This window comes from Micromonospora sp. NPDC005806, assembly GCF_042871425.1.
In the GTDB taxonomy this organism is placed as follows: Bacteria; Actinomycetota; Actinomycetes; order Mycobacteriales; family Micromonosporaceae; genus Micromonospora.
In genome coordinates this window covers 32,267-44,687 of sequence record NZ_JBIAIL010000046.1, presented here as the reverse complement: position 1 = coordinate 44,687, position 12,421 = coordinate 32,267, and the positions used below count along the sequence as shown (strand labels likewise).

Sequence of the window (12,421 nt, the reverse complement as noted above, 5' to 3'; positions counted from 1 at the left end):
CTCGAACACCCCGGCCCTGGAGCTGTACATCATGGGTGGGCAGCCGATCCGGGAGCCGGTGGCGCACTACGGCCCGTTCGTGATGAACACCCGGGCCGAGCTGATCCAGGCGTTCGAGGACTACCAGGCCGGGCGGCTCGGCGTGATCCCGGCCGAACGGCTGCCGCACACCGGCGGCGAGGGCGCTCGCCCCTGACCGGCCCGTACCCGACGGGCGTCCCGCTCCCTGGCCGGGGCGCCCGTCCGGCGGTCCGCATCAGGAGACGCGCCATAGGCGATGGCGACGACCGTCAGGTCGCCGGCATCCCACTCTTTGCTGACGATGAACGAAGGAGGTTGTCATGACGATCAAGACCGGTGCCTCCGTCGTGGTGGGGGTGGACGGTTCCGCCGCTGGGTTGGACGCGGTGCGGGTGGCGGCGCGGGAGGCGGCGCACGGGCGGCGTCCGCTGCGGGTCGTGCACGCCTTCATCTGGGCGCTGACCGGCGCCCCGCTCACCCCGGGCCGGGCGCTCCGGCCGACGCCGGCCTGCGCCATCAGGCCGAGCGGTACGTCGCCGACGCGGTCGCCGAGGCCGGCAAGGTCGCCCCGGAGGTGCCGGTCACCGGCGCCGTCGTCGACGGCGCGGCGACCCCGGTGATGCTGGCCGAGTCTCGGGAGGCCGCGCTGGTGGTGCTCGGGCACCGTGGTCTGGGCGGCTTCGCCGGACTGCTGATCGGCTCGGGCACTGTGCAGGTCTCAGCCTAAGCGCAGAGCCCGGTGCTGGTGGTACGGGGTGAGTCGTGCGCCGACGGCCTGGTGGTGGTGGGCGTGGACGGCTCGGAACTGTCCACCGAGGCGATCGGGTTCGCGTTCGAGGAGGCCGCCTACCGGGACGCGGTGCCCTCGACGGGCTGCTACTCGGCTCGGTCAGCCACGCGGTGCTGCACCACGCGCACGCCCCGCTCGCCATCGTCCTGCACAAGGCCGGACGGCTCTGATCCCCCCCAAGGCCTTGCGCCGCGACGTTGCCGGGGCGCCTGAGGTCTGGGCATCGGCTAAAGGCGACACATGCGGCGAGACGGCGGCCTGGGCCCGGAGATGCCGGGCGACAGCTAACAGTTGCAGGGACGGTTAGAGGAGTCAGGATGAGCGAGCAGGCGGACGTCATCGTTGTCGGCTTCGAGCCGGGTGGCGAGTACGTTGCGGGTACGTTGGCCGAAGTCGGACTCGACGTGGTGGGCGTCGAAGCGGAACTCGTCGGCGGCGAGTGCCCGTACTGGGGGTGCGTACCCAGCAAGATGATGATCCGGGCCGGGAACCTGCTGGCGGAGGCCCGCCGAGCAGCCGTCCTCGCCGGGAATGTCGAGGTGGCTGCGGACTGGAGCCGGGTCGCCGGACGCATACGCGACAGGGCGACCCACGACTGGAACGACAAGTTGGCGGCCGAACGGCTGGCGACGAATGGTGTGCGTCTCGTCCGCGGAACCGGTCGGCTTACCGGCCCGCGCACAACCCGATCGACAACGCGCTCGCCGCGATGGGCGGGACCGGTACGCTCACGGTGCGCACCGGTCACAGGGAGGACCGGCTGATCGTGGAGATCCGCGACACCGGGGAGGGCATCCCGTCGGCGATACGGTCGCGGATCTTCGAGCCGTTCTTCACCACCAAACCGGTCGGCGAGGGGACCGGCCTCGGGCTGGACATCTCCTACCGGATCTTGTCAACAAGCACCACGGGACATCCGGGTGCAGTCCGAGCGCGGCGACACCCGGATGATCGTGTTGCTGCCGATGACGCCCGCCTGACGGTTGCGCAGCCTGCCGTCTTGGGGCCGGAGCCGGCCTGTTGCCGCCGCCACATCCAGTGGTCGACCTCCCCACAACCGTATTGGATGGTGTAATGCAGTTGACCGTGACAGACGTGCCCGAGCGGGAGCGATTCGAGGCGCGCGACGAGACAGGCACGACGGCCGGCGTGGTCACCTACCAGCTGACCGGCAACGTCATCGCCTACACCCACACCAAGGTCGCCCCCGAGTTCGAGGGCAAAGGGGTCGCATCGACCCTGGCCCGTGCCGTGATGGACGACGCCCGGGCCAAGGGCCGGACGGTGGTGCCGATCTGCCCATTCCTGAGCGACTGGCTTAGCAAGCACGGGGAGTACGACGACATCGTGGTGCGGTCGACCCGCAAGGTGAAGTAGTCGTCCGCTGAGTCCCGACGTGGGCCCTTGCTCATACCCCCGCACAAGGCCGTGACGAGGTCGTGGGCGTCACTGCCCGGGTCGACGGCTCCACCGACCTCGGGCACCCATAGCGTGACGCCGTACTGCTCGAACAGCGGTAACGTAAGCCCGAACTGGTTGCCGTAGAAGGCGCGCTGCGGCTCACCGATGACGACGGCGTCGAAGCCGCGGTGTGGGTCGCGTAGCGCGGCGAGCAGCCGGGAGGCCTCGGGGCGACGCTTCCACGGCAGGCTCCGGGTCCTGCTGATCCTCGGTCGAGACTCGCCCATAGAAGGCGAAACGCAGCGGCTGGGGGGACCTTCCGGGTGTCGTCGGGCCCTACTTCGTACAGGAAGGGGCCTTGGAGGTCGCGTCCGCGATCTCCTGTGCCGCCAGCTCCAGGACGTGCCTCATCATGCTGTCTGCTGTCCTTCGTCGTTATTCGGTCGTCGGTCTCCGCCGTCGGCCGGCATTTCCTCATGGAAGCCGATCTCTCGGTGGGTCCCGTCGCACAGTGGTTTGCTCGAGGAATGGCCGCAGCGGCAGAGAGTCATCCTGTTGCGGATCTGCAGTGGCTGGCCGTCTGCGCGGAGGACCGGCACTGCGCCGGTGACCCACAATGAGCCTTTCCGCGTAACGGGTCGTGGCGTTGGGTGATCAGGTTGTGCGGTTGTGGTCGAAGTGCAGGAGTACGAGGGCTGGCGCGGTGATCCTGCCGATGCTCCAAGGGCACAGGCTGACGTTGCGCAACGCTTTGAAGGTGGTTTTGAGCAGGGAGTTTCCGCGTTCGCCGATGGCGCGGACACCGTTGTGGGCTCTGTTGAACTGCTGCTGCACGTCGGTGCAGGCGCCGTTCTTCGGCTTCTTGAACGCGATCGTGATCGTGTCGGCTTCGCCTTCGTAGCCGACGTCGCCGAGCACCCGCCGGTCGTCGTTGGTCCAGGTGGCCAGCAGCGGCAGGATGTCGTGTTCACGCAGGGCGGTCGTGTCGTGTTCCCGGCCGGGCCGTACCGGCGAGGTCCACAGCGGCCACCCGTCCGGAGCGGTCACCCGTCCGGAGCGGTCACGACCTGCACGTTGCCGCCGTGGTTGTCGTGTTTGCCGGACCACCACAGGTCCACCCCCGGTGTCGGCCCAGGTGTGCGGCACCGGTCAGTCTCGATCAGGGTCCCGTCGATGTTTACGTGGGCGTAGCCGGCCACTTTCGCCGCCAGCAGCACCGATTCCAGCCGCGGCGCGTGGGCGGCGAGGACCCGGATGCCCTCGTGCAGGTAGTCGTAGCCGGTCGACGAGCTGACCTGGTTGTCGAGGGCCAACTGTTTGATCCGAGTGCCGTCGAGGAACCAGCGGATCACCAGGATCGCCTGCTTGAAGCAGCCCAGCGCCCGGGTCCCGGTACGGGTCCCGAGCCGTTGCCGTTCAGCATGCAGGAGCCCGGACAGGAACAACACGGTCTCCTCGCGCACGGACAGCTCGGCGGTGTATGTGACACTCATGGCGACGCAGGACCCCTACTGAAGTTGATCTGTGAGAGGACCACTTCATACCGGGGTTCTGCGTCTTTTCGTTGCACCACAACGGGTTCGGGCGTGTCTACACCGATCATCAGGGCGGCTACCCGACGTACTCACACCGTTGCGCGGAAAGGCTCAATGCGCCGGCCAGTCTGTTCTCCTCCTCAAGGACCGAAATGGCCTGCGGAAGATCGGGCTCGATGGAATCGCCGCCGCGTTGGAGGGCGTAGCTGTACGACCCGGAGGGGCAATGGTCGATCCGGCCCATGATGTCGGAGCGGACGTCGCTGTCGTCGGAATCGGCGAGCATTTCGGCGATCGGCCTGGTGCGTGCGAGGCAGAAGGCGGCGTGGATGCACAGCCCCCTCGCCCTGCTCGACGATTTCCTCAAGCGCTGCCAGTGCCGATGCCAGATCGTCCACCGCGACCAGTCGCCCGGCGGTGTGCCGGAAGGGGCCGGCGTTCACCTGGCGAGCCGGATCGCCGCGGAAGACCTCCCGCTCGCCGAGCCGGTTGCACAATTGGCGCAGGCCTTGCTCGATCGCGTCGTAGAACTGCCCGATCGTCTCGTAGCCGTCGCCTTCCGCTGGGGCGCCGGGCGGGGCTGGTTGCTCGATCCGCAGGAACATGTCAAGTGCTTCCGCGCCGAACGGGAGCAGCGACAGTTCCAGGGAGTGGTCGCCGTGGGGCAGCCGCCGGGGTGTGGCGGCAACATCTGCGGCGTGTCCAGCCGTGGTCGGCCGTCGAGGGCATTGAGCAGGTTCGCGGCCAGCGCCAGGTGGAGCATCTCTTCGGCGAAGACACTGGCCACCACTTCGACAGCTTCCGGGTTCCGCTCCGGGTCGAGCGAGTAGAGCGCGCCCAGGTACGGCGGCAAGGTCGCGTGTTCCAACTCGATCGCCCACTGAAGGTGCTCGCGAAGATCGTTGAGCGTGGTGATCCGTGCCGACGTGGCGGGAGCAGCGGCGGTCCCCTGCTGTTGTGGGTGATTCACACGCGTCTCGTTTCGACTGTTGGAGAGGTGGATTCCCTGAGTCGGCGTGGTGCGCGTCTCAGGCACGTCCGTCGGTCGGGTGGCCGAATCGGGGGGCGCCTTCCAGCGCCTCGACCGCGCCAAGAAGGCTGCGGAGGCCGACCTCGTCGCGCTGGGCGTCAGCCGGATCGAACAGCCACTCGGTGACCGGTAGCTTGATGGCCTCCTCGGGGTGGCTCGACTCGGCCATGGCCAGTTCCGCTTCGACCTCGGCCTCGAGCTCGCGCAATGAATCGTCGTCACCCGTACGGGCGCTCATCTTTCCTCCGTGCGTGACGTGGGTGGATGTCGGCCTGATGCGCCGGCCCGTTGCCAGCAGCGGGGAGGGCGATCGGCGTGGTCAGGACGGGCGTGCGGCGCGGCGGCCCTTGCGCTGGGCGAGCTCTTCGTCGTCCACCAGGGTGAGCATCGGCTTGCCGGGTTCGCACAGCATCGTGACGGTGAAACGCAGCGGGATGTCGTTGCGGTTGTTCCCGTCCTGGTAGTGGATGACGTCGCCACCCGGCTCCCAGAACGCCTCGCCGGCGCGTACGACCCGCTCCGGCTCGCCTTCGACCTCGAGCAGCATCTCGCCTTCCAGCACGTAGCCGAACGCGGGGCCGGAGTGGCGGTGCGGCGGCGTACCGGGGTCGCCGGGCGGGAACTCGATGACCACGGTCATCGCATGCGCTCCCGCCGGGATGAACGGCGGCTCGGCCTCCTGCAGCAGGGTGAGCGCCGTCTGCCACGCGGTCGATCTGGGCTTCGGCTCGGTGTTGGTCTGATCGGTGCCGGTCATCGGACGCACTCCCTCTGCTGATGGGTGTGGGGCGGGGACTGGTGCGCTACTTGCCGGCCGTGGTTCGTCCCAGCCAGTCGGCGTACTTGATCTCCGCGAGGACCGCCTCACCGACCGGCACCAGACTCTGCTCGTCCAACTCGGATCCGTAGTAGCGCGTGTGCGGGTCGGTGACCACCTCACGTGGATCGCCCAGAGCAGACAGGGCGTTCCGGAAGAACTCGTCCATCGAGAGCCGCTCGGGCCCGGCGACCTCGACCCGCCCGTTCAACGGCGACTCCACCGACGCCCGGACGACCGCCTGGGCCACGTCGTCGCCGGCGATGGGCTGGAAGAGCGCCGGTGGCATCCGGACCGTGCCACCGTCCGCGGCCGCGGTGCTGTCGGCGATGGCCGGGACGAACTCGAAGAACTGCGTCGCGTGCACGATCGAGAACGGGATCGACGAGCCCTCGATCAGCTTCTCCTGCGCAAGCTTCGCCCGGAAGTAGCCGTTCTCGGGCAGCCGCTCGGTCCCCACGATCGACAGCGCCACATGGTGGCCCACGCCGGCCGCGGCCTCCGCCGCAAGCTGATTGCGGGTGGAGGTCTGGAAGAACTCCATCACCGCGGTGTCCTCCCACGAGGGGGCGTTCGACACGTCGATCACCACGGACGCGCCGGCGAACGCCTCGGCCAGGCCCTCGCCGGTGATGGTGTTGACGCCGGTCTTCGGTGACGCCGCCACCGCCTCGTGGCCGAACTCGCCGAGCTTCGCCACGACCTTGGACCCGATCAGGCCAGTGCCGCCGATTACCACGATCTTCATGACAAACCTTCCTGTTGGTCGGGGCATCGGTTGCCATCCGGTCACCAGCTAAGACCGGGCAGCCCCCCGGCCTGTGACACCTCCGCCGAAATGCCCCCGAAGTAGCGATACCGGCGCCCAGGTGCCACAGGCGGGAGCGCTGTCCTGCCTTCTCGGTTGCACGGCGATGGAGCGACAGGAGCGTGACCTTGCCGCCAGCAGGTACCGGATGCCGGATCCGGCCTCGGATGAGCGCGCGTGCGATCGACGAGCCGCACCGTGGTGACAGGCGTGCACGCGCTGGGCCGGCTGCCCGCACTGCGAGCACGCAACGGCCGCCGCAAGCGTCCGGGCACGGACCAGCACGACCGGTCCCTGATCAACCACCTCATCAATCAGCAGCGAGGACAGCTGAGGGAACAACGTCTTGGTCAGGTCATAGCCGCACCGGCGCCAGCATGCCGCACTCGTGGTGCGGGGTCCGTCGGCCGCGAGAGGTGCAAGGCACGAACGGTGTGACAGGCATGATGCATACGCGTGTCGGCGAGATCGTCGAAGAGTTTGTTGACCTCGCCCGTCTCGGTTCCTGCCGTGGATACGGGCTCGAGAGGAGGCAACGAGCGGCGGGGTCGACCTCGCGCCCTCAGTCCGCAGTCTCGTACTGGCGGAACACCCGGTCGATGCGGCGGTCGGGGACGACCCACATGATCACGATGGCGACGAAGCACGCCATGGCAATCCAAACTCCGACATGCCCGCTCCGGTCGATCGTCAGGGCGCTGAGGATCCCGGCGACGTCGAACCCTAGGGAGATCTTGCCCTTGAGGTCAATGCCGACGGCCTGGTGCAGCGGCGACTCCGGTCCCTCCTGCCGGATGATCACCCACTGGAGCACGACGTATGCGACAGCCGCGCCGAGCAGGTTCACACCGTAGATGACGACCGGGGTCTGCTCGAACCTCGATTCGGACACCCAGGCTGTCGTGAACGGGACCAGCGACAGGCAGAACAGCAGCGCCAGGTTTGCCCACAGCACACCGCCACTGACCCGTCGAACCAGGTGGAACGTGTGGTGGTGGTTGGCCCAGTAGAGGCCCACATAGACAAAGCTGAGGAGATAGGTCAGCAGCCCGACGCCGGTCGTGTGGACCAGGTCGGAGAGATCGTGACCTTCCGGCGCCCTCAGCTCCAGCACCATGATCGTGATGATGATGGCAAGCACCCCATCACTGAACGCCTCCAGTCGATTAGACCTCACCGCGCCACCCTTCTCCTTTCGATACCTGGATCCCGCTTCGAACGCCCCATGAGCGCCGTACTGATTTGGTGTCTCCACCAGCCGAGACAGCGCAGCCGCGGACTCTGTGACAGGGGCGCGTGGTCGCCAACGTCACTTCCACGGTCCGGACGTTGGCGATTGCGGCGTGGTCGGCCAACGATTGGCCTGGCAGCAGCCGCGACGTGATCAGACGGAGGCGAGCGATGGTGGATGGCGGTGTGAATCACGAGCCGATTGGCGCGGATGATCTCGAGGAGGCGGCGGCGGTCTTCACGAGCGTGCGGCCGCGCCTGTTCGGGATCGCGTATCGCATGCTCAGCAGCGCCACCGAGGCCGAGGATCTGGTGCAGGAGGTATGGCTGCGGTGGCAGACGTGTGACCGCGGCGCGGTGGTCGACCCGGCCGCGTTCCTGGCGACGACGACGACCCGGTTGGCCATCAACGCACTCCAGTCGGCGCGGGTGCGCCGCGAGACGTACATCGGGCCGTGCCTGCCGGAACCCGTCGACACGAGCGCGGACCCGTACCTGGGCGCCGAGCGCGGCGAGGCCCTGGAGTTCGCGGCCCTGCTGCTGCTGGAGAAGCTCACGCCCTGCGAACGCGCCGCGTATATCCTCCGGGAGGCGTTCTACTACCCGTACGCGCAGATCGCCGACATCCTGCAGTCGACCGAACCCGCGGTGCGCCAGCTGGTCAGCCGGGCGCGCCGACACATGGCCAGTGAGCGGCGTACGCCGGCGAGCGCGGCCGATCACCGGCTGCTGGTGACCACGTTCATGACGGCGGCCCGCTCCGGCGACATGACCGCGTTGGAGCGAACGATCGCGGAGCGGCTCTTCCTCTCCACCCGGACCGTGGAGAACTCCTCGCAGCGGACGTGACCAACATCGGCGATGGCAACGGCAGGGTGCCCGTTTCCCGCCGGGCGATGGTGGGAGTAGTGCGCGTGGCGAAGTTCCTGACCGCGATCTCCAGCTGGTTCTGGGACGGCGTCGAGGTGCGATGGGCGAGTACGAACGGGCGGACGTCCGCCGTGCTGTGGCGCGACGGCACCTTGGACGCCGTGCTCACGGCCAGCGCCTCGACCGACGGCATCAATCAGGTGCTGTGGATGATGAACCCCGAGAAGACTGCAGCGGTGTCCGGACCGGCCTGATCCGCCGACGTCACAAACCAGCGTGCTAACCGGTCATAGCTGGCGACGGCGAGAGGAACAGAGGACACCGTGCGAACGATTCTGGTGATCGGCGGCGGCCACGCCGGCTTCTACCCGGCAGGGAAGCTGGATAAGAGGCTTCGGCGGGACGAGGCACGGGTCGGCGCGGTCGATCCGCGCCCGTACATGACGTATCAGCCGTTTCTTCCCGAGGTGCTGGCCGGATCGGTCGAGCCGCGGCACGCTGCGCTGTTCGGCCGCGACATCGTCTCGCTGGCCTCGGTGCGGGACCCCTGCCACGCGTTTCTCGCCGGCGGCGAAGCGGGAGAGCCACCCGCGCAGCCGCCTTCCCGATTCGAACATGGTCAACCGACAGGACGATCTCGTGCGCAGGTTCGCCGAGGCCTGCCAGCTAGGAGACCTCGCCGCGCTCCGGGCCGCGCCGGACACTGATGCCATCGCCGTTTGCGACGGCGGCGGGTTGGTGCCCGCCGCGATGGGCCCCATTCACGGCGCGGAAGCGGTTGCCCAGCTGGCCGCGGTCCTGCTGTGCGGGCAACCGGGCACCGAGCTGACCGTCGAGGCCGTCAACGGCCGCGCCGGGCTGGCGCTGCACCGCGCCGCCCAGGCCATCGCGGTGGTCGGCATCAAGACGGCCGACGCCAGGATCGCCGTCCTCTGGATCGTGCTCAACCCGGCCAAGCTGCGCGGTTGGCATCGATGAGGGCGTCGCCCGGGACGGCGGCGAACATGCCGGCCCGGCTGTCGGTGATGACGGTGCGCCGGTCACCGTTGGCGGCGAGGGTGATCTTGCCGCAGTGATCCGGGAGCGTTGGGAGGTGTGGTGGCTGGTTCTTCGTTCGGGCAGCGGTTGCGGGAGTTCCGGCAGTCGGCGGGGATGACCATCGAGGATCTGTCCGAGGCGTCCTGGGTGAGTGGTCGGGCGATCAGTGACATGGAGCGGGGGCACAGTCGCGCGCCGCAGGAACGGACGTTGGCGGCGTTGGCCGACGCGATGAAGCTCGGTGACGAGGATCGTGCTGGTCTCGTCGAGTTCGCGCGCTCGGAGCGGTCGAAGAGCCGAGTCGGGCGGCCTCGGGTGGGTGAGCTGCCCCGGGGGGTCAGTGACTTCGTGGGTCGGGCACCGGAGTTGGAACTGCTCCGCAGTCACGCACTGGCGGCGTCTGTCGGTGGTCCGACGCCGGTAGCGGTGGTGCACGGCCAGCCGGGGTTGGGGAAGACGGCGTTCGCGGTCCGGGTGGCCGAGCAGTTGCGGGAGGTGTTTCCCGACGGGCAGTTCTACCTGGACCTTCGGGGTACGGATCCGGTGCCGATGCCGGTTGGTGAGGCGTTGAGGCGGCTCCTGCGGGCGCTGGACGTCAACCCCCGCAGGATCGCCGACGACGAGCAGGAGCGGGCCAGCCAGTTGCGGGCGATTCTGCGGGAGCGGCGGTGTCTGCTGGTGTTGGACAACGCGGCGGACGAGGGTCAGGTGCGGCCGTTGCTTCCGGGTCTGGGGGTCGGGATCGTGGTGGTGACCAGTCGCCGCTTGCTGGGTGGGTTGGAAGGGGTGTTGCGGATCGGGTTGGCGCCGTTGACGTCGGAGGAGTCGGCTGTTCTGCTGCGGGCCGTCGTGGGGGAGGCGTCGGCTCGGGCGGCGGCGCAGGAGGTCGACGCGGTGGCCCGGCTGTGTGGCCACCTGCCGTTGGCGTTGCGCATCGCGGGTACGCGGTTGGCGAGTCGGCCCGGGTGGACGATGGGGCATCTGGCGGAGCGGCTCTCGGACGCGGATCGGCGGTTGGCGAACCTCTCGGTGGGGGATCTGGGGGTGGCGGCGGCGTTCGCGTTGTCGTACACCCAGCTGTCCAACCCGGCGAAGGCGATGTTCCGGCGGCTGGCGCACGTGCCGGGGGTGGATTTCGCCGCTCCGATCGCCGCGGTGCTCGCCCAGGTCGATCTCTTCGACGCCGAGGATCAGTTGGATGAGCTGGTTGACCTGGGCCTCTTGCAGCCCGCTGGGTTCGATCGTTACCGGTTCCACGACCTGATCCGGCTGTTCGCGGCCGACCGGCTGCGCGGCGAGGAGCCGGCGGAGGCGAGAGCGGGGACCGAGCGTCGGATGGTGGATTGGTTGCTGGAGACAGCGATCGTCGCGGGGCGATGGTTCGCGCCGGGGTTCGGCGCGCCACCGGATGACTGGCAGGGTCTGGTTTCCATGGCCACACCGGAGGAGGCGCATAGCTGGCTGCAGGTCGAGGCGGACAATTGGCTGGCCGCATTGCAGTCGGCGGCCGCCACCGACCAGCATCAGCGGGTCGTGGACGTCGCCGAGGCGACGCACTGGTACGCGGACCGAATGATCCATTGGGCACACTGGTCGGAGGTTTATCGCCTGTCGCGTGTCGCTGCCGGCCGGTTGCCTGACCGTCGGCAGGAGATCACCCACATCGACCACTACGCCTGGGCTGTCTCCACCTGTGAGCGGCGCCACGAGGAGAGCGTGGCCCTGGCGATGGAGGCCTACCGGCTTGCCGGGGAGCTCGGCGACACGAAGGAACAAGCCAACGCGCTGCACTACGCGGCCCGTGCTTGGCGGATGGGCGGCAACATCGAGAAGGCCATGAAAGTGTACTACCGCGGCCTGGACCTGGCCGACGCCGCTAGCAACCACGACGGGTACGTCCAGATTCGCGTTGGATTGGGGCAGACGTTCGTGGAGCGCGGCAGGTTCGACGAGGCCCTGAACGAGTTCCGGGGTGTGCTGCGGGAGGTCGACGCGCGACCGGTCGCGCCCGCGCCGGCGCAGCTTGCTCGGATGACGGCCCGGATGGCGATGGCCAGGTGCCTGGCCGACGCGAAGCGCTGGCCGGAGGCGCTTGACGAGGCGACGCGGGCACTACCCCTGGCCACCGAATACGGCCCCCGTTTCACGGGTCGGGTCCATCTGACGCTGGGCCGGGCACACTCCGCTCTCGGCGCGACCGACAAGGCCCGCGACCACCTGACCCGCGCGGTCAAGCTGCTGGAGGACGGCGGTGAGGAACGAGGGTCCGAGAAGATTCGATTCACGTCCGGCTATGCCGCACCTCCACCGTGCACGATGACCTTGTGTGAAGTGGAGATTCCACTCCGGGCATGGCATCGAGGCATCGCGTTACATGCACATGTGGGTGGCCACTGCGCGCTCCACCGCGCCAGGACGATCAGTTTGGCGAAGGCCGAGCTGGCGGCCCTCGACGCCTGAGCACGCACACCCGCACGCAGATCATGTTCTGCATTACCTTCTGCATGGTTCCGGCCTGACGCCGCCGGTTGCGTGAGGCGGGTCGACGACGATTTGCTCGACCTGCTGCCTCTCCCGCCGGCAACTCGGGCCCGGCGGCCGAGCCCGGCCCGGCGGGGCTCTACGTCGAGGCCCGGGCGCTGCGGCGCGGCTCCTGAGCGGTGGGCCTGAACCGGACTCGGGCGCCCATCCGGCCCTCGCCGCGATTGAAGCCGAGTGCTCGCAGGTCGTCCGGGACGCTGCCGGACACGCCCGGCGCAGTGGTCAGGCGTGCCTGGTGATCCCGTTGTCGCGACCTACTCAGCTAAGCCAGTGACCGCGCGCACGCACTCGTTCGCCACTGCTTCTGCACTCGGCCTGCCTAGCGTTCCTGAGCACAGGG

At 68.6% G+C, this 12,421-nt stretch carries 13 protein-coding genes and 5 pseudogenes; 9 read left to right on the top strand and 9 right to left on the bottom strand.

Translation table 11 applies throughout. The features are described from left to right. The 5 genes and pseudogenes from ACFYOS_RS31450 to ACFYOS_RS31430 all read left to right on the top strand — a co-directional run. Positions 1 to 196 (top strand): pirin-like C-terminal cupin domain-containing protein (locus tag ACFYOS_RS31450; protein ID WP_387149338.1); only part of this gene is annotated, 196 nt, incomplete at its 5' end. Between the two features lie 145 nt (positions 197 to 341). Next, positions 342 to 981: pseudogene (locus ACFYOS_RS31445) on the top strand (universal stress protein). A 147-nt stretch (positions 982 to 1,128) separates the two neighbouring features. Continuing rightward, a pseudogene (locus tag ACFYOS_RS31440) lies at positions 1,129 to 1,500 on the top strand (FAD-dependent oxidoreductase); the annotation flags it as partial. Positions 1,501 to 1,520: 20 nt separating this feature from the next. Beyond that, the gene (locus tag ACFYOS_RS31435) at positions 1,521 to 1,886 is read left to right on the top strand and encodes an ATP-binding protein (RefSeq protein ID WP_387149335.1); all 366 of its coding nucleotides are present in this window, start codon (positions 1,521 to 1,523) and stop codon (positions 1,884 to 1,886) included. A gap of 11 nt (positions 1,887 to 1,897) precedes the next feature. Next, complete coding sequence (locus ACFYOS_RS31430; RefSeq protein WP_387149332.1) at positions 1,898 to 2,188, top strand: GNAT family N-acetyltransferase; 291 nt, start codon at positions 1,898 to 1,900, stop codon at positions 2,186 to 2,188. 434 nt (positions 2,189 to 2,622) lie between these two features. Here the strand turns inward: ACFYOS_RS31430 and ACFYOS_RS31425 are convergent, their stop codons facing one another. The 9 genes and pseudogenes from ACFYOS_RS31425 to ACFYOS_RS31385 form a co-directional block, all read right to left on the bottom strand. Beyond that, positions 2,623 to 2,829, bottom strand: a complete 207-nt coding sequence (locus ACFYOS_RS31425) for a CDGSH iron-sulfur domain-containing protein (protein WP_387149330.1) — start codon at positions 2,827 to 2,829, stop codon at positions 2,623 to 2,625. A 37-nt stretch (positions 2,830 to 2,866) separates the two neighbouring features. After that, a pseudogene (locus ACFYOS_RS31420) lies at positions 2,867 to 3,705 on the bottom strand (transposase family protein). A 118-nt stretch (positions 3,706 to 3,823) separates the two neighbouring features. Beyond that, entirely contained in the window at positions 3,824 to 4,033 is a 210-nt protein-coding gene (locus tag ACFYOS_RS31415) for a hypothetical protein (protein ID WP_387149327.1), read from the bottom strand. Between the two features lie 100 nt (positions 4,034 to 4,133). Beyond that, a pseudogene (locus tag ACFYOS_RS31410) lies at positions 4,134 to 4,382 on the bottom strand (ferritin-like domain-containing protein); the annotation flags it as partial. A 119-nt stretch (positions 4,383 to 4,501) separates the two neighbouring features. Then, positions 4,502 to 4,717 (bottom strand): annotated as a pseudogene (locus tag ACFYOS_RS31405) (ferritin-like domain-containing protein); the annotation flags it as partial. Positions 4,718 to 4,775: 58 nt separating this feature from the next. Continuing rightward, positions 4,776 to 5,015, bottom strand: a complete 240-nt coding sequence (locus tag ACFYOS_RS31400) for a hypothetical protein (RefSeq protein ID WP_387149325.1) — start codon at positions 5,013 to 5,015, stop codon at positions 4,776 to 4,778. Between the two features lie 81 nt (positions 5,016 to 5,096). Continuing rightward, positions 5,097 to 5,534, bottom strand: coding sequence for a cupin domain-containing protein (locus tag ACFYOS_RS31395; RefSeq protein ID WP_387149322.1), 438 nt, complete (start codon positions 5,532 to 5,534; stop codon positions 5,097 to 5,099). 46 nt (positions 5,535 to 5,580) lie between these two features. Next, a complete protein-coding gene (locus ACFYOS_RS31390) occupies positions 5,581 to 6,342 on the bottom strand; it encodes an SDR family oxidoreductase (protein WP_387149319.1) in 762 nt (253 codons plus the stop codon). A gap of 622 nt (positions 6,343 to 6,964) precedes the next feature. Continuing rightward, positions 6,965 to 7,543 carry a TMEM175 family protein gene (locus ACFYOS_RS31385; protein WP_387149317.1) on the bottom strand — a complete coding sequence of 193 codons (579 nt, stop codon included), beginning with the start codon at positions 7,541 to 7,543 and terminating at the stop codon, positions 6,965 to 6,967. Positions 7,544 to 7,698: 155 nt separating this feature from the next. Between ACFYOS_RS31385 and ACFYOS_RS31380 the strand changes: the two genes are divergently transcribed. The 4 genes from ACFYOS_RS31380 (at position 7,699) to ACFYOS_RS31365 (ending at position 12,000) form a co-directional block, all read left to right on the top strand. Beyond that, on the top strand, positions 7,699 to 8,481 hold the full coding sequence (locus ACFYOS_RS31380) for a sigma-70 family RNA polymerase sigma factor (protein WP_387149315.1): 783 nt from the start codon (positions 7,699 to 7,701) through the stop codon (positions 8,479 to 8,481). Further along, positions 8,478 to 8,756, top strand: a complete 279-nt coding sequence (locus ACFYOS_RS31375; RefSeq protein ID WP_387149312.1) for a hypothetical protein — start codon at positions 8,478 to 8,480, stop codon at positions 8,754 to 8,756. The genes ACFYOS_RS31380 and ACFYOS_RS31375 overlap by 4 nt, the downstream gene beginning before the upstream one ends. A 361-nt stretch (positions 8,757 to 9,117) precedes the next feature. Further along, complete coding sequence (locus ACFYOS_RS31370; protein WP_387149309.1) at positions 9,118 to 9,480, top strand: siderophore-interacting protein; 363 nt, start codon at positions 9,118 to 9,120, stop codon at positions 9,478 to 9,480. A gap of 117 nt (positions 9,481 to 9,597) precedes the next feature. Then, positions 9,598 to 12,000: a tetratricopeptide repeat protein gene (locus ACFYOS_RS31365; protein ID WP_387149306.1), complete on the top strand. Its 2,403-nt coding sequence runs from the start codon at positions 9,598 to 9,600 to the stop codon at positions 11,998 to 12,000. Positions 12,001 to 12,421 lie beyond the last annotated feature (421 nt).

Bases quoted from the DNA above. Each gene is read 5' to 3' on its own strand.
- ACFYOS_RS31435 (WP_387149335.1), top strand. From the start codon at position 1,521: ATGGGCGGGACCGGTACGCTCACGGTGCGCACCGGTCACAGGGAGGAC.
- ACFYOS_RS31415 (WP_387149327.1), bottom strand. From the start codon at position 4,033: ATGCTCGCCGATTCCGACGACAGCGACGTCCGCTCCGACATCATGGGC.
- ACFYOS_RS31400 (WP_387149325.1), bottom strand. From the start codon at position 5,015: ATGAGCGCCCGTACGGGTGACGACGATTCATTGCGCGAGCTCGAGGCC.
- ACFYOS_RS31395 (WP_387149322.1), bottom strand. From the start codon at position 5,534: ATGACCGGCACCGATCAGACCAACACCGAGCCGAAGCCCAGATCGACC.
- ACFYOS_RS31390 (WP_387149319.1), bottom strand. From the start codon at position 6,342: ATGAAGATCGTGGTAATCGGCGGCACTGGCCTGATCGGGTCCAAGGTC.
- ACFYOS_RS31370 (WP_387149309.1), top strand. From the start codon at position 9,118: ATGGTCAACCGACAGGACGATCTCGTGCGCAGGTTCGCCGAGGCCTGC.